The sequence below is a fragment of the Asticcacaulis sp. DW145 genome (genome assembly GCF_037101385.1).
Taxonomy (GTDB): Bacteria; Pseudomonadota; Alphaproteobacteria; order Caulobacterales; family Caulobacteraceae; genus Asticcacaulis; species Asticcacaulis currens.
This window is the reverse complement of the sequence record NZ_AP029024.1, coordinates 2,029,533-2,050,781: the sequence shown is the minus strand read 5'-3', so window position 1 is coordinate 2,050,781 and position 21,249 is coordinate 2,029,533. Positions and strand designations below refer to the sequence as shown.

The 21,249-nt window shown below is 60.4% G+C and carries 17 protein-coding genes; 12 read left to right on the top strand and 5 right to left on the bottom strand.

Translation table 11 applies throughout. The annotated features are described in order from the left end of the window. Window positions 1–70 precede the first annotated feature (70 nt). The 4 genes from AACH73_RS09475 to AACH73_RS09460 form a co-directional block, all read right to left on the bottom strand. Window positions 71–1,570 carry a tryptophan halogenase family protein gene (locus tag AACH73_RS09475; RefSeq protein WP_338734675.1) on the bottom strand — a complete coding sequence of 500 codons (1,500 nt, stop codon included), beginning with the start codon at window positions 1,568–1,570 and terminating at the stop codon, window positions 71–73. Window positions 1,571–1,697: 127 nt separating this feature from the next. Then, on the bottom strand, window positions 1,698–4,553 hold the full coding sequence (locus tag AACH73_RS09470) for a TonB-dependent receptor (protein WP_272742686.1): 2,856 nt from the start codon (window positions 4,551–4,553) through the stop codon (window positions 1,698–1,700). Window positions 4,554–5,110: 557 nt separating this feature from the next. Continuing rightward, window positions 5,111–6,124 (bottom strand): LacI family DNA-binding transcriptional regulator, encoded by a 1,014-nt coding sequence (locus AACH73_RS09465; protein ID WP_272742687.1) that lies wholly within the window; start codon window positions 6,122–6,124, stop codon window positions 5,111–5,113. 185 nt (window positions 6,125–6,309) lie between these two features. Further along, window positions 6,310–8,397, bottom strand: a complete 2,088-nt coding sequence (locus AACH73_RS09460) for a glycoside hydrolase family 2 TIM barrel-domain containing protein (protein WP_338734674.1) — start codon at window positions 8,395–8,397, stop codon at window positions 6,310–6,312. 255 nt (window positions 8,398–8,652) lie between these two features. Here AACH73_RS09460 and AACH73_RS09455 point away from each other — a divergent pair, with 255 nt between their 5' ends. The 5 genes from AACH73_RS09455 to AACH73_RS09435 all read left to right on the top strand — a co-directional run bounded on the left by AACH73_RS09455 (window position 8,653) and on the right by AACH73_RS09435 (window position 11,790). Then, window positions 8,653–9,381 (top strand): polysaccharide deacetylase family protein, encoded by a 729-nt coding sequence (locus AACH73_RS09455; protein WP_338734673.1) that lies wholly within the window; start codon window positions 8,653–8,655, stop codon window positions 9,379–9,381. 140 nt (window positions 9,382–9,521) lie between these two features. Next, a complete protein-coding gene (locus AACH73_RS09450; protein WP_272742691.1) occupies window positions 9,522–9,914 on the top strand; it encodes a MerC domain-containing protein in 393 nt (130 codons plus the stop codon). A gap of 96 nt (window positions 9,915–10,010) precedes the next feature. Beyond that, a complete protein-coding gene (locus AACH73_RS09445; RefSeq protein ID WP_272742693.1) occupies window positions 10,011–10,319 on the top strand; it encodes a Dabb family protein in 309 nt (102 codons plus the stop codon). A 65-nt stretch (window positions 10,320–10,384) separates the two neighbouring features. Then, on the top strand, window positions 10,385–11,260 hold the full coding sequence (locus AACH73_RS09440) for an alpha/beta hydrolase (RefSeq protein WP_338734672.1): 876 nt from the start codon (window positions 10,385–10,387) through the stop codon (window positions 11,258–11,260). A 50-nt stretch (window positions 11,261–11,310) separates the two neighbouring features. Continuing rightward, complete coding sequence (locus tag AACH73_RS09435; RefSeq protein ID WP_272742696.1) at window positions 11,311–11,790, top strand: hypothetical protein; 480 nt, start codon at window positions 11,311–11,313, stop codon at window positions 11,788–11,790. Here the strand turns inward: AACH73_RS09435 and AACH73_RS09430 are convergent. After that, window positions 11,771–13,165, bottom strand: a complete 1,395-nt coding sequence (locus tag AACH73_RS09430; RefSeq protein ID WP_338734670.1) for an L-serine ammonia-lyase — start codon at window positions 13,163–13,165, stop codon at window positions 11,771–11,773. The two genes, AACH73_RS09435 and AACH73_RS09430, sit on opposite strands and share 20 nt — an antisense overlap. Window positions 13,166–13,329: 164 nt before the next feature. Between AACH73_RS09430 and AACH73_RS09425 the strand changes: the two genes are divergently transcribed. The 7 genes from AACH73_RS09425 to AACH73_RS09395 all read left to right on the top strand — a co-directional run bounded on the left by AACH73_RS09425 (window position 13,330) and on the right by AACH73_RS09395 (window position 21,196). Next, complete coding sequence (locus AACH73_RS09425; RefSeq protein ID WP_338734669.1) at window positions 13,330–15,306, top strand: glycosyltransferase family 39 protein; 1,977 nt, start codon at window positions 13,330–13,332, stop codon at window positions 15,304–15,306. Window positions 15,307–15,354: 48 nt separating this feature from the next. Further along, window positions 15,355–16,374 (top strand): LacI family DNA-binding transcriptional regulator, encoded by a 1,020-nt coding sequence (locus AACH73_RS09420; RefSeq protein ID WP_272742699.1) that lies wholly within the window; start codon window positions 15,355–15,357, stop codon window positions 16,372–16,374. A gap of 373 nt (window positions 16,375–16,747) precedes the next feature. Continuing rightward, window positions 16,748–18,808 (top strand): glycoside hydrolase family 97 protein, encoded by a 2,061-nt coding sequence (locus AACH73_RS09415; RefSeq protein ID WP_272742701.1) that lies wholly within the window; start codon window positions 16,748–16,750, stop codon window positions 18,806–18,808. Window positions 18,809–18,810: 2 nt separating this feature from the next. Beyond that, entirely contained in the window at window positions 18,811–19,755 is a 945-nt protein-coding gene (locus AACH73_RS09410) for an alpha/beta hydrolase-fold protein (protein WP_338734667.1), read from the top strand. A 101-nt stretch (window positions 19,756–19,856) separates the two neighbouring features. Then, window positions 19,857–20,171 carry a type II toxin-antitoxin system RelE/ParE family toxin gene (locus tag AACH73_RS09405; protein WP_272742703.1) on the top strand — a complete coding sequence of 105 codons (315 nt, stop codon included), beginning with the start codon at window positions 19,857–19,859 and terminating at the stop codon, window positions 20,169–20,171. Next, window positions 20,149–20,427, top strand: a complete 279-nt coding sequence (locus AACH73_RS09400) for an addiction module antidote protein (RefSeq protein ID WP_272742704.1) — start codon at window positions 20,149–20,151, stop codon at window positions 20,425–20,427. Before AACH73_RS09405 ends, AACH73_RS09400 begins: the two co-directional genes overlap by 23 nt. 73 nt (window positions 20,428–20,500) lie before the next feature. Continuing rightward, window positions 20,501–21,196 carry a DsbA family oxidoreductase gene (locus AACH73_RS09395; RefSeq protein ID WP_272742705.1) on the top strand — a complete coding sequence of 232 codons (696 nt, stop codon included), beginning with the start codon at window positions 20,501–20,503 and terminating at the stop codon, window positions 21,194–21,196. Window positions 21,197–21,249: the final 53 nt, after the last annotated feature.

The window sequence follows — 21,249 nt, the reverse complement described above, 5'->3', positions numbered from 1 at the left end:
TATGGGTAGCGTTCCAAAAATAAAAATTAAATGTGTGCGTCCGGACAGGGTTTTAAAGACCAGATAGAGTTCATAGAGCGCGGCAATGCTTGGCGATATAATCGGCATGATCAGGCAGGCCTTCCGCCGCCCGCCCTATGATGGTACGCAGATTGGCGAGATAGTCCTTGCGCGCCGCTTCGGGCACAGCGCCCACAAACGGGTGCGCGGCGGTGGGTCGAATATTCTGGCCCACCATGACCTGAAGCCACGCGGGAAGCTGGAACAGGTCGTTGGGATTGGGTTGAATCATTCCGGAGGCGCGAAACAAGGCTATCTTCTGCGCCAGACTCTCCGGAATGGACAAGTGACGCATCTGATCCCAGAAGGGTTCGCCATGCCGCTCATTGGCATGGTAGTGCAAGACGATAAAATCGCGGATCAGCTCGAATTCCAGCGCGCTCTGACGGTTATACTCGGCCACCACAGACGGGTCGAAACCGGCGTTTGGGAAGAGCGTAATCAGGCGCGCAATACCCGACTGGATAAGGTGGATGGAGGTCGATTCCAATGGCTCGATAAAGCCCGACGACAGACCGAGCGCGATAACATTGCCATTCCACTGCAGGCGCCGCCGTCCGGTTTCAAACCGAATGAGACGCGGATCGGCCAGCGCCTTGCCATCCAGCCGCGACAACAGACGGGTCGCGGCCTCGTCCTCTGAAACATGGTCGCTGCAAAAAACGTAACCATTGCCGGTACGGTGCTGTAGCGGGATGCGCCACTGCCAGCCGGCCTCGCGGGCAATAGACCGTGTGTAGGGGGTGAGCGGGGAAGCGCTTTCGCAAGGCACGGCAAAGGCGCGGTCGCACGGCAGAAGGTCCTTATAGCTTTCGAAGCCGGTCTTAAGCGCGCCTTCGATCAAAAGGCCGCGAAAGCCGGAACAGTCGATAAACAGATCCCCCTCAAGCGTTTGCCCATCCTCAAGACTAAGGCGCGTCACATGGCCGGTCTCGGGGTTGAGCGCGATATCGCGAATGCGTCCTTCGATTCGTCTGGCCCCTTTGCCTTCGGCCAGCCGGCGCAGATAAAGGGCATAGAGCGAGGCATCGAAATGATAGGCGTAGGGTATGCCAGGCAACGGCGTATTGGGAATCTGGTTTAAGGGGGCGAAGCGGTTGGCGAAGGCGGCGCGTTCATTCAGCGAATAAGCCCAAAGGTCTTCGTCTTGACCGTCAAGATGCGCCTGAAGCCAGTAGTGATGAAACGGTACAGAGCCCAGATCACGGCCCAGCGTGCCAAAGGCGTGCATGTAGCTGTGGCCCTCGTGCCGCCAGCCGTCAAAGGCGATGCCGAGCTTTATGGTACCCTTTGTTTCACGCAGGAACTCGTTTTCGTCGAGGCGCAAAAGGGCATTGAAATGCGCAATCATCGGAATCGTTGCCTCGCCGACGCCGACCGAGCCAATCTCTTCCGATTCAATAAGCGTAATGCAGAGCCTTTCCCCCATAATCTGCGACAGGGCGGCGGCGGTCATCCATCCGGCTGTGCCGCCGCCGGCAATAACGATGCGTTTGATTATATCGACCATGCCTGTCCTCAGGGAAATCCATGCCATGCGAGGGGTGCGGAAATGAAAACACCCGCCGAAGCGGGTGTCCAGTCTCCGGTCAGTGACGCGTTTAGCGCCTGACTGACCGGAGGGATGTTCTGAACGATCAGAACTTATAGTTGATGCCGATGATGTAGCTCGAACCGTAGTCTTCGTACTTACGCACTTCGGCAGGGGTCGAGTAGTAGGTCATGAACGGCTCGTTGGTCAGGTTGTTGCCTTGCAGCAGGATGCTGAGGTCCTTCAACGGCCCGCTCTGGAAGGTGTAGGAGAGCTGGGCGTCAACGATCGATTCGCCCTTCACCATGACCAGTTCGGCATTGTTCTGATAGTCGGGGACTTCGCCCAGGAAGTCATCGCGCTTGCGCTGCGAGACGCGGGCTGAGAAGCCGTACTTTTCGTAATAGACGGTGGTGTTTTCCACCTTCTCCGACAGGCCAGGGATGGGGATGGCCGTCGTGCCGTTCGGCTTGATCTCCGATTCGTTCTTGGTGAAGCTGTAGATCACCCCGAAGCCGTCCAGCCACGGCGTGATCAGCTCACCCGGAATGGAGGCCGAGAATTCGAGGCCGCGGATATAGCCACCATCGCCGTTCAGCTTGGTCGAATAGATACCCACGCGGTTGGTCTGGGCCGGGTGCGCCGGCAGGCCGGCCCCCAGCTGGTTCGGATTGACCGCAAACTTCGTCGTGTCGCTGAAGTCATAGGTGGTGCGCGCATCAAAGACGTAGGAGGTCAGGTCCTTCTTGAACAGGGCCAGAGCCACGTACCCCTTGCGACCGAAGTACTTTTCGATCGACAGGTCGTAGGAGGTCGCCCGCCACGGCTCAAGACCCGGATTGCCGCCGTTGGCCGTCCAGTAGTAGTTGGTCGTGCCGCCCGAGCCCGTAACGGTGGCGCAGGGGTTGCGGCAGGTGTCGTAGCTGAAGCCGGCCGACATATCTTCCATCTTCGGACGCGACAGCGTCTTGGCTGCAGCAAAGCGCAGTTGCGTGTTGTCGAAGATTTCCCAGCTCAGGTTCAGGCTCGGCAGGACGTCATTATAGTCCGTGCCACCGCTGATGACCTGGCCGTTGTCAGGCGAAACCGTGCCGCCGGTATAGATAGAGGTCGCTGTCTGTTCGGCGTGCTGCTGTTGGACACCGATGTTGCCGAGAAGGGGCTTACCCAGGAGTTCGGTGCTGATGTCGGCCATCAGGTACAAGGTCGTGACGGTTTCGTCCACGGCCCAGGTGTTCTTGATGGCATTGGCAGCGACGTTGCGGCGGAAGGTATAGACGCCGCCATTATACATGCCGAGCGCATCGTAGGAGATCATCCCCTTGATGCCGATGAAATCGAGCGCCGTCGTGCCGCGACGATACTGATCCGGCACCGCCATGGACATAGGCACAGGCGTCGCCGCCTTCGACAGGGTGAGCGTGCCCTCATTGCCAACCTTCGACTTCGAGCGCTCCGTGCGGTTGATGCCGAACGAGAGTTTAGAGAAGATCGGATTGTTGTCGAAGGTACGCGTAGCCGCCAGACGGATGATGTCCAGTTCGTCGACGATCGTCGGGTTCTTCAGGTAACCGGCCTGCGTACCGCCGCCCCAGCCGCGCGGGTCGGTCAGGAAGATCGTGCCGTAGTTGGTGTAGTCGAGCGCAGACGTGATGGTGGCGCCCTGCTGACCCGACTGCGTAATGGTCACCGTGTCGAGCGCGCCCGAACCGTCAAGGCCGGTACCGGCGGTCGTTTCCAAAATCAGGTCCGTGCGATCGACCTTGGCGTGCGACAGGTCGGCTTCAAGCAGCCAGTTGTCGCTCAGGCGATAGCGGGTGTTCCATCCAATATTGTCGAGCGTCGCTTCACGTTGGGTGACGTAGTTGCCGAGGACCGTCTTGATGCCCGAGAAGGTGGCACTGTTCACCTGACCATTGGAGGCCGTGTAGGACACAAGGCGCGTCTGGCCATCCCAGCCCGGCGGCACAGCGGCCCCGGCGCAGCCCGTCGGGCAGGCGCTCGAGCCCGAATTATTGGCCGGGTTGAACAGCGGGAACTCGATGCGCGAACGCAGTTGCGTTTCGTTGAACTTCGAATGGTAGGCATCGACGGTCATGTGCAGACGGTCGTTGGGCTTCCATTCCAGAACCGCCATCAGGCCGTCGCGATCGAGGTTGGACGAAGCGACTTCGGGCTTGGCGCCGTCGATGATGGTGTTGTTCGTGCCGTAGAAGTTACGGGTATAGCCCCAGGCTTCCCACTTTTGCAGTTGCGACGGCGAGGAGGTCGAGGCGTAGCCGATCGCCACACCCAGGGTCTTGTTGAAGAACTGGTCGATATAGGTGACGGCGTAGCGGTCACCGGTATTGGTCGAGCCGCCGATGAAGGCGTCGTTTGAATTCTGTTCACGACGATAGTTCAGCGCAACGACCTGCTTGCCGAACGAGAGCGGACGTACCGTGCGCAAATCAGCCGTGCCGGCAATGCCTTGCGTCGGCATAGAGGCGTTTGGTGTCTTATAGACCAGAACCTGCGAGATCAGCTCCGACGGATACTGGTCGAATTCCACCCCACGCCCATCATTGGTCGAAACCTGTTCGCGGCCATTGAGGGTGGTGACCGTAAAGTCGGGCCCCAGGCCGCGCACGCTGAGCGACTGGGCACGGCCGTTCGTCCGCTGCGCCGCGATGCCGGGCAGGCGGGCGATAGATTCGGCGATCGACTGATCCGGCAGCTTGCCAATGTCTTCGGCCGAAACGGCTTCAACGATGGAGGTGGAGTTACGCTTAGCGGAAATAGCGTCCTGGATACCGCGGCGGATACCTGTGACGACCACCTCGGTGACGCCGTCGTCTGCCTTATTCGCGGCGGTGTCCTGCGCCATAACGGGCGCCGACAGGGCCAGCGAGGTAACGAGCGCAATGCCCGCTCCGCTGCAGAGCAAGGTGGCGCGGCGGAAAGTGCCGTGTCCGGTTTTCATGATGTAGAGCCTTCCTGACTGTCTCTTATTGATCGCAAACTCTTCTGGTTCGCGTGGCAACACTCTGGTCCCTGTAGCTTCTCAAACCGGCCTCTGTCGGGCCGTGCTGGCTTCTATGACATGGAGTTAAGGTTTTTGCAACCGAATGAAAAATGCCCCCTATCAAAGCCACTCACTTTCAGGCTGTTTGTGGCTATGATGTTACGTTTTGCGCGCATTTGTGCGACAATAAAACAGATTCATCCCGGTTTTTCGCATTTGCGAGCGATTTGAAGGTGTGTTGCCTGAAAGATTTCAGTGATATATTTTTTGCAATTTAATGCAAAAAATTACAAAATAATGCAAATTTTACGATAGCGCTAACATCTTCCCCAGGGTAAAGATGGCGCAGTTCCGGCGCGTCTGCGACCAAGGCGGCAGACGAGACAGCGCGGGTCTGCAGTTTAATAGCGAAGAGAGCGAACCGCGCTTCACGAAGCCGGGGGCGCAAACACAGCCCCCGGCGAAGGGCTAAACCAAAGCCGGATCAGTATGCGTCTATCAGACCTCGCAATGATCTACCCGCCGCAGGATTCGCGCACCACCAGCTCGGTCGAAAGTCGCTCAGACAGCATTTCGCCTTCGTTGAGCGCCCCCAGAAGCTTTGACACCATCAGACGACCGGCGCGGGCCAGCTCCTGCGATATGGTGGTCAGCATGGGGTGGGCATAGGCGGCCAGCTGGATATTGTCATAACCGACGACCGAAACGTCCTGCGGCACCTTGAGCCCGGCACGCGTCAGCCCCTTGATCGCCCCAAGCGCAATGATGTCTGAGGCCGCAAAGATGCCGTCACAACGAACGCCCTTATGAAGAAGGTGTGTAACGGCCGCTTGCGCTGACTCCATCTCGAAGTGGCAAGGCACGACCAGTTGCGGATCGAAGTCAAGCCCGGCCTGGCTGAGGGCATTAAGATAGCCCTGGTAACGCTGCTTCATTTCCGGAGCTTCGCCGACATCGCCCAGGTAGGCGATCTGACGCCGCCCCAGCCGCGCCAGATGCGCCGTCGCCCGCGCGCCGCCGTGCAGATTGTCCGAGCCGACACTGCAATAGGTCTGCCCGGCGATTTCAGCCCCCCAGACGATGAAATTGCGGTGCGACTTCATCAGGTGATTGAAGCGTTCGTGCAGATAGGATTGGCCGAGGAAGATAACACCGTCGGCACGGATATTATGCATCAAGGCCGACAGATCGTGCTGATTCTTGGGCGTCAGGTGCGACAAGAGCAGGTCGCAGCCCATATCGCGCGCCGCTTCGCCGACGTCGGAGATCATTTCGAGGTAGAAGGGGTCGGAAAAGCGCCCTTCACGGCCATGCGGCGGCGGGATGACAATGGCGATGGTGGCATTGGCTCCCGACATCGGCACCGGCGCGTCGGCATCGGCAAAGTAATTGTGCTCACGCGCGATCGACCAGATGCGGCGCTTGGTGACCCGATTAACCGACGGCGAATCGGACAGGGCGCGCGAGACGGTGGCCACCGACATGCCGGCGATGCGGGCAATATCCTGAAGACGGGGGCGGGGCGGCACGGCGGCGGAATCCTCTTTGCAATCTATCGAAAAAGCAGGTGCCCCTTTTGGCCGTGCCGAAGGGTCTTTCGGCAAAGCATGAGGCTTTACAAACAACTCAGGCCCTTAATGCGGCTCAGACCGTTCGGCCAGGGCTCTGATTATGCCGTCTACTTAGTCCCCGTTTTTGCAAATGGAAAGCGTATTCAACGTTCGGATGCAGAGATTAGCGATTCGACGGGCGGATTAAACGCCCAGCGCACGCGGTCGTAATAGGCGCCGTTTTCGGCCTGAATCGTATTCACGCCGGGATTGAGCGCCACAGACTTAAAGATTACCACGCCATTGACAGCGGTCTGCGTCGTAAGCTTCGCGCCATTAACTGTCAGGGTGATCTGTGGCTGATTGGTATAGATTTTAACGTCTGCGCGCGGTTCGTGGCGTTGGTTGAAGCGACGCGACGTGATGTAAACGACCGGCGCCTTCGACCACTGCGCCTTGTAGAACCAGAAAGCGTCCTTACGCGTCTGACGGTCGTAGGTGACGAGACCCTTGTCGTTGAGGCCTGACTTTTCGCCTTCGTTGCGCCCGTCGGAGGCGGCATCAAACATCTGCCAGACGAACCGGCCCCAGATGTAGGGACGCGCTTTCAGCATGGCCCAGTTGGTTTCGTGGTAGAGGGCCTGATATTGTTCCGGGTGCCAGCCGGAGGCCGGGACGACCAGGCCTGGCGTATCATCCTGATGCGAAATGCTTGCGCCCGCGCCGTATTCAGTAACGGCGAAGGGCTTTGTGGGGAAGCGTTTGTGGTAAGTATCGGCCCATTCGCCCAGCGTCCCCTTCTGTTCCGGATACCAGCCGAAATAGCGGTTAAAGCCAAGCTGATCGGTGACAAGAGCGCGGGCATCGTCGTCGGCCACGCAGCAATGGGCATAAATCGTCGCCCGCGACGCATCCTCGCTTTTCGCCACCGCATTCAGTTCGCGCAACAGTCCGGCTATGGCGGCGGTTTCGCCATGCACCTCATTGCCCAGACCCCAGGCGATGACCGAGGGATGGTTGAGGTTCTGACGAATAAGTTCACGCAATTGCTCTGCCGCATTGTCGCGCAGGGTTTGCGTCACCACAGGCACTTGCCCGACCAGCGGAATTTCAGTAAGGACCAGAAGGCCGCGCCGGTCTGCCTCATCATAGGCCATCTGGGCGTGCGGGTAATGGACAAGACGCACGGCTGTCGCCCCCATCTCGTCGATAAGGTCGAAGTCTTCGGCAATATCGGCACGTGTGATGGCCCCGCCCTTGCCCGCGCGGCTGGCGTGCAGATTGACGCCATTGACCTCATAGGGCTGCCCGTTGAGCAGCAGACCCTTTTGCGCATCAAAACGCACGGTGCGGATGCCGAAGGCTATTGAACTGCGGTCCAGTGTAGCGCGATCATCACTGACCTCGGTCACGGCCGAATAAAGGTAAGGATCTTTGCGCCCGTTCCACAGACGCGGGGTCTTTACCTCGCCCTTCAGGTCGGCCTGCGCCGTGGCGCCTGCAGCCACATTGATGGCCTTCGACAGGCTTAAGACCGGTTTGCCGGCGGCATCGAAGATACGCGTCTGTACGATCAGGCGAGCCGCCTGAGTGCGGGTGTTGCGCAAAGGCACGCGGATATTCAGTTCCGCGCCCTGCGCTGACACCTTCGGCGTGGTGACGGCCACGGCGGGCGAACCCTTATCGAGCCAGTCGAAACCGGCTTCGCGGGCTTCGATCAGCGAGACGTTGCGATAAAGCCCACCATAGACGGTAAAATCGCCCCCTGGTGGCGCGATGTGCGGCCAGAGCGCATTAGAGACGCGCACGGCAATCACATTGCGCCCGGCCGTGACAAAGCGGGAAATATCGAAGCGGAAGATGGCGTAGCCGCCTTCGTGACGCCCGACGAAGCTGCCATTGACGAAAACGTCCGTGACGAGAGCCGCGCCGTCAAATTGCAGATAAAGGCGCTTGCTGGCGGGCAGGGCTTTCAACTCAAGCGCCTTTCGGTACCACATCGTGCCGCGATAATAGTCGCTATTGCCTGCGGTGGGGCCATCCTCGCCGTCCCCGGCATTGGCCGTATGGGGTAAGGTGGCGACGCGCCACTGGCTGTCATCAAAGGCGGGCGCTTCGGCCCCCTTCGCATCCGCCTTCAGAAAACGCCAGCCCGTATCGAGCGGGGATGTGGCATGGGTCTGCGCCAAAGCGGGCAGGGCAAGGCCAAGACAGGCCACCAGGGTGAAGATCAGGACGCGGGGGAGGCTCATCCGTGGTGTATCCTCTTTTTAGATCTGATACCGGGCGTCATTGGAAATGACGACGGGTATGCGTTTCTCGAATGTCGCGTGCCCATACTGCACAAGGGACATTCGGGAGATGTCAACGAACGGATGCGTTCAGCATCTTCGGTCGTTGCTTTCATCACCGTAACGGCTTTCCAGCAGGCAATTATGCAGGCAATATGGCTGCAAATAAGACCGTGCGGGTTTATCCGTCCGGATCATCTTTGGGGAGTGTGTCGCATGATTCGTTCTGTTGTGGTCGCAGCGTGTCTGGGCCTGGCCGTTGTGCCCGTGACGGCTCTGGCCTGTGCGCCGGATGCGCTCGGAACCTCGCGGACGCTGGTTTTAAAGCGCGAAGGCGCCGCCTACGGCACCGCGCAGCACGCGGCCTTACCCTTGCAGCCGGGCGAGGTGGTGCTGACCTTTGACGACGGCCCGCGCGCCGAATCGACGCCCCCGGTGCTCAAGGCGCTTGCCGATCAGTGCGTGAAGGCAACCTTTTTCATGGTCGGCGACAATATCGCCAAACATCCCGATCTCGCCCGTCAGGTGGAAGCGGCCGGCCATTCGACGGCCATGCACAGCCTGACGCATCTCAACATGACGCAACTCAGCCCCGAGGCGCAACTGGGCGATCTGAAAACGACACAGGATATCTACACAGCGACCTTTGGCCACGCCGCCCCGGCCTATCGTTTCCCCTTTCTGGCCGAAAGCCCGACCCTGATGGAGGCGCTAAAGGCAAAGACGATCACGGTGATGTCGGTCGATCTGGGCATTGACGACTGGCTGGCGGATCAGACCCCAGACATACTCACAGGGCGTCTTCTGGAGCGCCTTAAGACCAAAGGGGGTGGCATCATTCTGATGCATGACGGCCAGGACGTCACTGCGGCGGCCCTGCCGCAGATGCTGAAAGCGCTGAAATCCAATGGCTATAAGGTGGTGCATATCGAGTGGGAAAAATAGTCGGTGAGACGGCTTGTAAATGGTGTTATAAAGTAACATATATATCGGGCTATCTTTTATCCAGCCCCTTGCAAAGAGTTACGGTATAACATATGTCTGAGGCCCGACCTTGCTCTGACGCTGCAAAGCCACCGCTCCCGATGACCACCTTGCCAGACCCCAAGCCGAATTCGTGGATGGACGCCACCGCCATTGGCCTGTCGGGTCTGTGTCTGGCGCACTGTCTGCTGCTGCCGTTTGCCGTGGCGGCCCTGCCGGTACTTGGTCAGGTGGCGGGCGACCATCTGGTGCATCAGGTGCTGATCCTGATGGCGGCACCGCTGAGTGTGTGGGCACTGCATCGCACGGGCGGCTGGAAAAAGCCGCGGGTCGCGGCATTGGCGGTGGCGGGTCTTGGACTTCTGGCGTCGGCGGCTTTTGTACCGGTGGCGGCCGCGCATGAAACCCTGATCAGCATAATCGGCGCGGTATGTGTCGCCGGGGCGCATTATCTCAATTCGCGCCTGCATCAACGGGTCCATAAGCACGCCTGAGCCGCTTTAAGCCCGGCATTTTCCCTCATGACGGTTGACTGAGCCGCCTGACGCTTTAAGAGGGGCGGCGGTTACATTTTGTACGGATTGCCCCTGATGCTGCGTCACATCGTCATGTTCAGTTGCAAGGATAGCGCCGATCGCGACCGCATCCGTCAGGGCCTGTCCCTCCTGACGCAGATCCCGCACGCCCAGAAGCTGGAAGTCGCGTTCAACGAGAAGGTCGATCAGCTCGGCAACGATATCGAAGTCGTGGTTTACGGCGAATTTGCTGATGTGGAGGCCTTGCGCGCCTATAAGGACCATCCGCTCTATCAGCAGTCGATTGATATTGTGCGCCCCTTACGTGATCTGCGCGTAGCGGCGGATTACACGGTCGAAGCGGCCGCGACGACGGCGCTTTAAAAAAACGCGTTTCCCCTTTTTGCCGAGCTGCTTTACTCTCCTGCCAAAACAAAAGGGAGATAAACATGCGCGCCTTTATTGTCGCCTGTGTGTGTACGGTGCTGAGCCTGTCACCCGCGCTGGCGCAGACCGTCACCCCGAGCACAGGCGTCGTTATCCCCCTGTGGGACAAGGGCGCACCGGGCTTTGAGGACCTTCGCGATGTGCCTGAAAAAACCGGCGACTGGTGGGTGCGGGGCGTAAATAACCCCTCTTTGAGCGTGTTTCGCCCCGACCCCGCCCACAACAGCGGCACCGCCATCATCGTCCTGCCCGGTGGCGGGCATGAAAACCTCGTCTTCAATTCTGAAGGCCTGAAGCCCTCGCGCTTTCTTCAGGCGCAGGGTGTTACGGCCTTCGCGCTGAAATACCGGCTGGGCCGTGAAACCGATAATCCAAAAGCCGACTACGACATAAAGGTTCATGGTGCCGCGGACTTAAGACGCGCCGTGCGCTTCGTGCGGGCTCACGCCGCCGAATACGGCATCAAACGCATCGGCGTGATGGCCTTTTCCGCCGGGGGCGAGCTCGTTCATATGACGGCCTTTGCGGACTTTGAGGGGGATGCGGTGGCGGCCGATCCGGTGGACCGCGTGAGTGCGCGTCCGGACTTTATTATCGAGGTCTATCCGGGGCCGCTCGGCGTGCCGCAACGGCTTGAGGTGGCGCCGCCGCCGGCCTTTTTTCTGACGGCACATGACGATCACGGGCCGGTGGCGGTGCTGGAGCGTCTGTCCCGGCTCTATGCCGAGTGGCCGGATGTGCCGGTTGAGACGCACATACTGGCGTCGGGTGGCCATGCCTTCAATATGGGAGAGCGCTCGACCCTGCGATCGGTTAAGGATTGGCCGTCACGCCTGTCGGACTGGTTGATCGACAGAGGCTATGTGAGCGTGCCATAATTGGGCCGCGTAAAACCCTTAAATCCGCAACCATGTCTTTAAGGAGTCTCATGAGCCTTGTGCGTCGCGTGACCGGGATAGGACTTGGCCTCAGCGGGTTACTGGTGGGGATGTCTTTTGCGCAAACCGCGTCCGTACCCCCGCTGGCCGACACCAGGGCCGCTGACGCGAGGGTGGCTGAAGCCAGGCCGCTGAGCGGCGCTGAGGCCAGCGAATGCCGGGCCATTGCTGAGGTGCTGCGCGATCGTCAATACGACATTATGGACAGCCTGATCGTACGCATCGAACGCTCGCCTAACCTTTCTACCGAGGGGCTCGAAGCCGCTAAAAAGTCGCTTAGCGAAACGGATGCGGCCATAAAAGCCGCCGAAGGCCACACCGAACGCTTTGTTTTTGCAGCCGTTGCCACACCTGCCATCAAATCCGCGATTGGCAAGATGGACAGCGAAACCCTGACGCCGCGCCTTTTGGACTGCCTCAAACGAATGCCCGTTGCAGGGCCTCAGAAACCTAGCACTCCACCACGTTGACCGCGAGGCCGCCTTGAGAGGTTTCCTTGTACTTCGACGACATGTCGAGGCCGGTCTGGCGCATGGTTTCTATTACCTGATCCAGCGTCACCTTGTGCGGACCTTCGTCACGCAAGGATAGGCGCGCGGCATTAGCGGCCTTCACCGCGCCGATGGCGTTGCGCTCTATGCAGGGAATCTGCACCAGCCCGCCGACCGGATCGCAGGTCAGACCCAGATTATGCTCCATGCCGATCTCTGCAGCGTGCTCGATCTGAGGTGCGCTAGCACCCCAGACAGCGCTCAGGCCTGCCGCCCCCATCGAACAGGCGACACCGACCTCGCCCTGGCAGCCCATCTCCGCCCCGGATAGCGAGGCGCGCTGCTTATAAATCATGCCAATGCCAGCGGCGGTAATCAGAAAGCGCCCGATCCTGCCGTCGGAACGCGTATCGGCTTCGCTCCATCCGTCGAACGCGCAGTAATAGCGGATCAGGGCCGGGATAATGCCTGCCGCCCCATTGGTGGGCGCCGTCACCACGCGCCCGCCCGCGGCATTTTCCTCATTGATGGCCATGGCAAAGACGTTCAGCCAGTCGAACAGGCGCTCGGATTCCTGATTGTGGGCTTCGGTTTTTAACGTCTCAAACAGGCGCGGGGCCCGGCGTTGCACGCTGAGGCCACCCGGCAGGACGCCACTCGTTTTCAGACCCCGATTGATGCCTGAATCCATCACCTCCCAGATGCGCTTCAGCCCGGCGTCGGTCTCGGCACGCGGGCGGCGGGCGTCTTCATTGGCCAGCACAACGTCATAGATGTTGAGATTATGCTGCGCACAAATATGCAGCAATTGGGTGCCCGAGGTGAAGGGCAGGGCGGCCCTCTGGCCCACGCTGATGCGGTCGTTTTGCGCCGGCGCCGACAACTGCGCCGCCGAGGCGATAAAGCCGCCGCCGGTCGAATAGAGGGTGCGCTCAAACACCTCCACACCCGCGGGATCGTAAAGACGCACGCTCATGCCATTGGGATGCAGGCGCGGCGTGATATCGCCCCGAAAGTCGATGTCGCGGCGATAATCAAATCCAATGGTGGGGCCGTCGAACAGGGAAATCTCTGTGGCTGTTTTCAACCTCTCATAGGTAGCGTCCGCCCAGTCGGGATCGACCTGATCGGGCTCTGCCCCCAAAAGTCCCAGCACCGCCGCCTTGTCCGAGCCGTGGCCTATGCCGGTCAGGGCCAAAGACCCCTGAAGTTCCACCCGTACCCGCGCAGCCTGATTAAGGATACCCGCTGCCCTGGCCTCGATAAGGGCACGCCGCGTAATGCGCATCGGCCCCACCGTATGCGAGGAGGAGGGGCCAATGCCGATCTTGAACATATCGAGGACGGAAAGCATGACAATCTCGATGCAGCTGTAACTTTGCTGCGGACTTAACACGCTTTGGTGCAGGCGGGTACTGCAAAGCCGCTCTGCGTCTTCACCTTTCAAGGCCGGACGGGCCGGCTTTACCCGATTGCCTCCGTGGCAAACCCCGCTATAGAGAAGGGGGAGGTCGCCCGATGATGGAATTATACGAAATTGGTCAGACGCCACAGGCGCTCGGACCGCAAAAGCCTCTGTTTGGAGACAACCGGACGCTGATCCGCGTCGGGCTTATCATCGGCGCCGTCATCTGCCTGTGGAAGCTCTACATCGCTGTGACGGCCAATATCATCTGGGAAGAGGGGCATTTTGCGGTGTCGGGCCTCTACCCGGCGCTCGGCTATCCCGACATTCCCGCCGGTTTCCCCCTTCTGTCGCGTCTGGTGACGCTGATCTTCGGCATGCAGGCCCTGCCTCTGCGCATTGTGTCGCTCATGATTGCCAGTGCCATCCCGATAGCCATCTGGTTTATGGCGAGGCCCGTGGTGTCGGAGCGCGAAGCCATCTGGGCGGCCATCCTGTCGCTCCTGATCCCGCCGGTGTCGATGTCAGGAACCATCTTCTATCCGGAGGGGCTACTGCAACTGCTGCTGGCATTGATGCTCGGCTGCCTTTTGCGCGCCTTTAAGACCGATGAGTGGAGGTGGTGGCTTCTGACCGGCCTTTGTGGTGCCCTGGGCCTTTTTGTGCACTTCCGCTTTCTCTTTCCTGGCGCGGGCATCGTCCTCTTTGCCCTTTTGACCCCGGCCGGTCGCAAGCTCTGGACGCGGCCGAAATTCTGGGCGACGGGGGGCGTGGCCGCACTGGGGCTTTTGCCGTCCTTGCTCTATAACGCCTTCAACGACTGGCCCGCCATTGCCTTCCACGTGACCAACCGCCCGGTCTGGCGGCCCGAACTTAAGCTCATGACGGCCTTCCTTAATCAGCAGATCGGGCTGGTCACGCCGGTCTTCTTCTTTGGTCTCGCCTATGTCGCCTATAAGATGGCGTGGACAAAAAGGCGCAGCCCGCTGGCCCTTCTGGGCATAGTGGGCGTGTTTATCTTCGGCTTCTATTTCGTCCAGTCGCCCGCCAACGCACAGATCATGCCGCACTGGCCGTTTCTGGCCTACGTGCCGCTGGTGGTGGGGCTGCCCGGCGTTTTGATCGCCTATGCCGATGCGGCCAGGAGCCGCTTCAATCGCACGCTGAGGCAAGGCGTGCTGGCGTTGGGGCCTCTTCTGGCGCTCGTCGTCGGCATCGGTATCACGGTCTATGAATACGCCTGGGCGCATACCGAAAAGCTCCCGTGGCAGTGGAAGCAGATCAACTTCATGCGCAACGAAAACTGGACCGTGCTGCACCCCACCTTAACCGCCGCCGAGGCGGTCGCACGTCAGCGCTTCGGGCCCGAGGTGTTCGTAGCCGTATCGGGCCATGTTCCGGCTGTGCGGCTCGAATTCCCCAACCGACCCATCCGCGCCTTCTACACGCTCGGTGAACCCTACGACCGTTTTTCACGCTTTGGCACGGCGCGTCAGGCCTGGGGGCTGGGTTACGACGCGCTGATAAAGGCGCAGGCCGGCAAAGGCGTGGTGCTGGTCCTGCCCGACCCCAGCTATCTCTACCATCAGCCGGAGGAGCTGAGCTTCCGGCGTGAGCTGTGTCAGCGCTTTGACGACATCATCCTTTATAGGCGCGTCGAGCTGCCGCCGGGGCGCAATGTGGTGGCGTTTTATACCGCGCGCCTGCGCAAGGACGCCGCGAAGCCTGGGCTTTCGCCCTGTGCCCTGTTGCCGGAGTTGTATGTCGCGCAACCGCCGCGCGGGCAGTTCCTTGAGGCCCATGCGCAGACCAACTATTTCGGTATCGCCGCCGATAGTCAAGGCGTCACGCGCGTCGATATACTGATCGATGGCAAGCCGGTGACGCAGGCCAGGTATGGCCTTGATCCCGAAGGCTTCAAGACGCCCGACGCCCTGCGCTACGACCCTAACTGGCCGAAGCTGCAATTCGATTTCCGGCTGGATAAGGCCGGGCTGACACCGGGGCCGCACACCCTGTCGCTGCGCGCCACGCGCACCGACGGCAGCACGGTCGAAGGCGCGGAGAAAACCCTCTACATCAAAGAGTAGTCGCCGCTCCCGAAGCGGGCTATGCTGCGCAAAAAAGGGAGGCTCCGCGTGGGGGTTAAACGGCCAACATCCTTCGACATAGCGGCGCTGGCCGGCGTTTCGCAGGCCACTGTGTCGCGCGCGCTCAGCCAGTCACCGGCGGTCTCAGAAGAGGTGCGCAAGCGCGTCTTTGAGGCGGCGCAGCAGCTAAACTACACGGTCGATGTCAATGCGCGTAAGCTGCGCTCAAAGAAGATCAACACCATCGCGGTGCTGATTTCCGAAGACCTCGATCAGGACAATCCGATCAACCCCTTCTTCGTGCCGCTGCTGGGGGCCATCCTCAAATATGCCGGTCAGAAGGGGTATGACGTTTTGACCTCGCTGCAACAACAGAGCGAAAGCTGGAGCAGTGATTATGGCTTTGCGCGCCGTGCCGACGGCCTGATCCTGCTGGGCTACAAGGACTATGACGACTATGTGCGCAAGGCTGAGGGCTTAAGCGACATTGGCGAACCCTGGGTCGTCTGGGGGCTGGTGCAGCCGGGCGCCGGGCACAGTGTGGGCTCAGATAATGCGCAAGGAGCCTATGAGGCCGTGTCGCATCTGATCCGGCTCGGACGGCGGCGCATCGCCTTCCTAGGCGAGGCCTCGTCCAGCCATCCGGAATTTCGTGACCGTTATGACGGCTACGTGCGGGCGCTGCGTGAAAATGGCCTGAGCATCGACGCTGGCCTCTTGGCCGACTGCTTTATCTCGCGCGAAGACGGAGCAGCGGCGGTGGAGCGGCTTCTGGGCTGCGGCGCGGTGTTTGACGCGGTTTTTGCCACCGCTGATCTGCCGGCCATCGGAGCCATGCAAGCCTTGCAGAAACAGGGACGTCGCGTGCCGCAGGACGTATCGGTGATCGGCTTTGACGACCTGTGGGCCGCAGCCTGCACCACACCGGCGCTTTCGACCGTGCGTCAGGACACGACCGCAGCGGCACGCGCGCTGGTCGATGCGCTGGATCGCATGATCGCCAATGAGCCGGTGGAGCCGGTGCGCGTCCCGACCCGCCTGATCATTCGCGAAAGCTGTGGCGGCTAGCCAAAAAATAACCCCGTGCGACGGGAGGTGCGCAGCGGGGTCATAAAGTCAGGTTGAGAAGAAAACCATTCCAGGGCTGAAATGGCGGTTCCGCCGCGTTGCCACGGGCAGAAGGGGTGTCAGGGGGGATCGTTCTGCTTGTTTTCCCTGCAAATTCGTTAGTCTGGAAACTAGGTTGCGCCGGATAAGGCGGCAATCTGAATACGTATTCAACGACGGCGGGTCTGTTCTGAATACGTATGCACGCACCCTTAGCGGGGTGGTGTGCTAACCACATGACCTATCATAACAGCGACAAAACACAGGGAGACAGACGATGACAGTTCGCGCAAAGCGATTTAGCCTCAGCACGCCAGTTTTGATGGGGCTTGCCATGACGCTCACCGCTACGACCGCAACAATCGGCTGGGCCCCGCCCGCCATGGCCGCCGCTGAAACGCTTGATCCAGCCTACAGTCAGGCTACAGGCCTGGCGGTCATCGCCACCGCTCAGTCACCCAATAAGGTCATATCGGTCAAAGTCTTGCTCGATAATGACGGACGCCTGTCCTATGCCGTGTCGCGCAAGGGTCATGAGATCTTCGCCCCGTCGCGGCTGGGCTTCATCCTCGCCGATCAGCCCAAGCTCGACCGCAATTTCACGGTCGAAAAGACCGCCACCTCGGCCTTTGACGAGACGTGGGATCAGCCGTGGGGTGAATGGAAGACCATCCGCGACACGCACACTGAGCTGCGCGTTGACGTGGTGCAACAGAAGTACGACGCCCGCCGAATGACGGTGGTGTTCCGCCTGTTCGATGACGGCTTTGGCTTCCGCTACGAATTCCCCGATCAGCCGCAACTGAAGACACTGAAGATCACCGACGAACTGACCGAATTTGCCGTCAGCGACAAGGCGACCGCCTACTGGAACGTCGCCGGCGAATGGAATCGCGAAGAATATATCATCCAGAAGACGCCGCTGGCCGAAGTGTCCGAGGCTCAGACGCCGATGACGCTGAAGACCGACACAGGCCTCTACATGACCTTCCATGAGGCGGCCCTGATCGACTATGCGGCCATCTGGATGCGTCGCGTCGATGGGCAGCGTCTGAAGACGCGGCTGGCTCCGTCGTCCATCGGCCCCAGTGTGGTGCGCGAGGCGCCATTCCCGACGCCCTGGCGGATGGTAATCGTTACCGATAACGCGCCGGACCTTTATCAGTCGCACATCCTGCTCAACCTCAATGAGCCAAACAAGCTTGGCGATGTGAGCTGGGTGAAGCCATTCAAATATGTCGGTATCTGGTGGGACATGCACCTCGGCACCAAAACCTGGGAAGCTGGACCAAAGCACGGGGCGACGACCGAATACACCAAAAAATACATCGACTTTGCGGCCAAGCATGGTTTCCGTGGCGTACTGGTTGAAGGGTGGAACAAGGGCTGGGAAGACTGGTTCGCCACCGGCGACCTGTTCAGCTTTACCGAGGCCTATCCGGATTTCGACCTGCCCGCCCTGTCGGCCTATGCCAAGAAGAAGGGCGTGCATATTGTGGGCCACCACGAAACGGGCGGCAATGCGGCCCATTACGAACCGCAGATGGACGCGGGCTTTGCCCTCTATCAGCAGAACGGCGTCGATGCAGTGAAGACCGGCTATGTCGCCGACGCGGGCGGCGCCAAGGTGATGGGGGCGGACGGCAAGCCCTACTACACCTGGAACGACTCGCAGGACATGGTGCGCCACTTCCAGAAGGTGACCGAGACGGCGGCGAAGTACCACATCGCCATCAATACGCATGAGCCGATCAAGGATACGGGCCTGCGCCGTACCTACCCCAACTGGGTGTCGCGCGAAGGTCAGCGCGGCATGGAATATAACGCCTGGGGCAATCCGCCCAACCCGCCGGAGCACGAGGCCAATCTGGTCTTCACGCGCATGTTGTCCGGCCCCATGGACTTCACGCCCGGTGTCCTCAGCCTTCAGGGCAATGGCAAGCCGATCTATTCGACCAAGGCCAAGCAACTGGCGCTTTATGTGGTGCTCTATTCGCCGATCCACATGGCCGCTGACCTGATCGAAAACTATGAAAAGGAGATGCCGGCGTTTCAGTTCATCAAGGACGTGCCGACCGACTGGGCCGATACAAAGATGCTGAACGGCGAGCCGGGCGACTATGCCACGCTGGTGCGTCTCGATAAGAACAGCCGCGACTGGTATCTGGGGGCGGTAACCGACGAACAGGCGCGCAGCCTTGACATCGCGCTCGATTTCCTGACGCCGGGCAAGACCTATGAGGCGCAAATCTACCGCGATGGCGACGATGCCGACTATCGCACAGACACCCGCCATTCGATGCAGATCGAAAAGCGCAAGGTGACATCCAAGGACCGCCTGACGCTGAAACTGGCGCCCGGCGGCGGTCAGGCCATCCGTTTCAAGGCGCTGTGACCATGCGCGCTTTTGCTGCGATCCTTGCCACCCTGCTCCTCGCTGTACCGGTGGGGGCAGGGGCCGCCGATCCTGTGCCGACGCACAGCGTCAGCGCCACCGCCGATGTGCCGCACGGCCGGCTCGACAAGTACGAGGCTTTCCCGTCGCGTTTTGTCAGCGCGCGCCATGTCTCGGTGTGGGTGCCGGAAGGCTATGACCCCAAGGGGCCGCGCCTGCCGGTCATCTATATGCACGACGGGCAGAACCTGTTTGAGACCGCCACCGCCTATGGCGGCAAGGAGTGGGGCATAGACGAGGCCCTCAGTGGCATGGGCCAGAAGGCCATCGTCGTGGGGGTGTGGAATTCGCCCACGCGCTATGCCGACTATTTCCCGCAAAAGCTGGCGGCCTATCTGCCCGCCGATATGCAGGCGCAGGTGATGTCTATGGCCAAAGGGCAGTTAAAGGCCGACGACTATCTGCGTTTTCTGGTCGAAGAGGTGAAGCCCTTTATCGACCGCACCTATCGCACGCGCCCCGATGCCGCCCACACCGGCATTATGGGCTCCAGCATGGGCGGGCTGATCTCGCTCTATGCGCTGGGCGAATACCCGCAGGTGTTCGGGCGCGCGGCCTGCGTCTCGATCCACTGGCCGCTGATGGCCCCGCCCGCCACGCCGGAAGCGCGTGAAGCCGCCGCAGACGCCACGGCGCAAGCGTGGGAGGCGTGGTTCCGCGCGGCGCACTTCGACCCGAAGCGTCAGCGGCTCTATATGGACCACGGCACGCGCGACCTCGATGCCAACTACCGGCCCTATAGCCTGAAGATGGAGGCGGTTCTGCCGCGCTATGGCTGGGTCGAAGGGCGCAACTGGCGCAGTTCGGTGTTCGAAGGCACCACGCACAACGAAGCCGACTGGCGCGCGCGGGTGGATATTCCGTTGGGTTTCCTGCTGGCGCAGTGAAGTGATAACTATAGTTGACAAATTGGAAGATTGGTTATAGTTATTGTAACCGACCGAGGGGCGTAATCCGCCCCTCCCATTCGGTGAATGGGGTCGTTAACATGTTCACGCTCCATCGAACTGAACGCTTCAAAAAATGGCTGAAGGGTCTGAAGGACCACGCGGCCAAAGCGCGCATTGTCTTGCGGCTGGAACGTGTGGAAGGCGGCAATTTAGGCGATACCAAGTCGGTCGGTGGCGGTGTTTATGAATTACGCATCCATACCGGCCCCGGCTATCGCGTCTATTATGCCCGCAGTGGAGAGGAGATAATCCTTCTCTTTTGTGGCGGCGACAAAAGCAGTCAGGATGCCGATATTCTGGCGGCCAGGGCTTTGTGGGAGGATATTCAGAATGGAAAAAATCACCCCTTTTGATCCGGCTGAATTTCTGGATGATCCGGAAACCGCGCTGGCCTATCTGGCGGCGGTATTCGAAGACGGTGATGCCGAAGAAATCCGCAAAGGTCTGAACAATGTGGCCCGCGCGCATGGCATAACCGACCTGTCGCGCGAAACCGGCCTGTCGCGTGAGGCGCTGTACAAGGCGCTGGGCCCATCGGGGAATCCGACGCTGACGACCCTGCTGGCAGTGACCAAGGCGCTCGGTATCCGACTGTCGGTCGCGGCCTGAGGCGGTTACCTTTTCCTCCCTGCTTGCGCGGGGGCGCGGAAAGACCGATATGCGGGGAGGAAAGCGAGGTCCTATGTCCGTGTCCCCAAGCCCGATTACCGTCGATATCTGGTCCGATCTGATCTGCCCCTTCTGCTGGATCGGCAAGCGTCATTTTGAACAGGCGCTGGAAGGCTTTGCTGGCAAGGATCAGGTGACGGTGCGCCATCACGCCTTTCGTCTGGGGCCGGACGCGCCGGTCGCGCCCGTGGGGCAGATGCTGCAACAGAAGTACGGCCTGACGGCGGCTCAGGCCGAGCAGAATCAGGCGCGGGTCGAGCAGATGGCGGCGGCGGCCGGGCTCCCTATGACGCTCGCAGGCACGTTTTACGGCGATACGCTGAAGGCACACCGGCTGGTGAAATTCGCGCAGGACAAGGGGCTGGGCGCACAGGCGGTTGAGCGACTGTACCGCGCCTATTTCGCCGAAACGCAGTCCCTTTTTGATGAGGCGACACTTGTGGCGCTGGCCGTTGAGATCGGTCTGGATGCGGCGGAAGCCGAGGCCTTCCTGAAAACCGATCGCTATGCCGACACGGTGCAGGAGGAGCAGGAATTTATCACAATGCGCGGCGTGCAGGGGGTGCCGTTTTTTGTCATCAACGACCGCTATGCCGTGTCCGGCGCGCAGCCGGTAGCTGGCTTCACGCAGGTGCTGAACCGCGCCTGGGACGACCTGCCGCCCGAGGTCAGGAGCGGTCCGACGTGCGACGATGGGGTGTGTCGCTGAGCCAGCCCCGTCGCACGCGAAGAGAAGGATTGGCCACGAAAAGCTTATAGCTG

Coding starts and splice junctions, on each gene's coding strand:
- AACH73_RS09445 (WP_272742693.1), top strand. CDS start 10,011: ATGCTGCGTCACATCGTCATGTTCAGTTGCAAGGATAGCGCCGATCGC.
- AACH73_RS09455 (WP_338734673.1), top strand. CDS start 8,653: ATGATTCGTTCTGTTGTGGTCGCAGCGTGTCTGGGCCTGGCCGTTGTG.
- AACH73_RS09410 (WP_338734667.1), top strand. CDS start 18,811: ATGCGCGCTTTTGCTGCGATCCTTGCCACCCTGCTCCTCGCTGTACCG.
- AACH73_RS09405 (WP_272742703.1), top strand. CDS start 19,857: ATGTTCACGCTCCATCGAACTGAACGCTTCAAAAAATGGCTGAAGGGT.
- AACH73_RS09430 (WP_338734670.1), bottom strand. CDS start 13,165: ATGCTTTCCGTCCTCGATATGTTCAAGATCGGCATTGGCCCCTCCTCC.
- AACH73_RS09425 (WP_338734669.1), top strand. CDS start 13,330: ATGATGGAATTATACGAAATTGGTCAGACGCCACAGGCGCTCGGACCG.
- AACH73_RS09435 (WP_272742696.1), top strand. CDS start 11,311: ATGAGCCTTGTGCGTCGCGTGACCGGGATAGGACTTGGCCTCAGCGGG.
- AACH73_RS09400 (WP_272742704.1), top strand. CDS start 20,149: ATGGAAAAAATCACCCCTTTTGATCCGGCTGAATTTCTGGATGATCCG.
- AACH73_RS09440 (WP_338734672.1), top strand. CDS start 10,385: ATGCGCGCCTTTATTGTCGCCTGTGTGTGTACGGTGCTGAGCCTGTCA.
- AACH73_RS09470 (WP_272742686.1), bottom strand. CDS start 4,553: ATGAAAACCGGACACGGCACTTTCCGCCGCGCCACCTTGCTCTGCAGC.
- AACH73_RS09460 (WP_338734674.1), bottom strand. CDS start 8,397: ATGAGCCTCCCCCGCGTCCTGATCTTCACCCTGGTGGCCTGTCTTGGC.
- AACH73_RS09415 (WP_272742701.1), top strand. CDS start 16,748: ATGACGCTCACCGCTACGACCGCAACAATCGGCTGGGCCCCGCCCGCC.
- AACH73_RS09450 (WP_272742691.1), top strand. CDS start 9,522: ATGACCACCTTGCCAGACCCCAAGCCGAATTCGTGGATGGACGCCACC.
- AACH73_RS09395 (WP_272742705.1), top strand. CDS start 20,501: ATGTCCGTGTCCCCAAGCCCGATTACCGTCGATATCTGGTCCGATCTG.
- AACH73_RS09475 (WP_338734675.1), bottom strand. CDS start 1,570: ATGGTCGATATAATCAAACGCATCGTTATTGCCGGCGGCGGCACAGCC.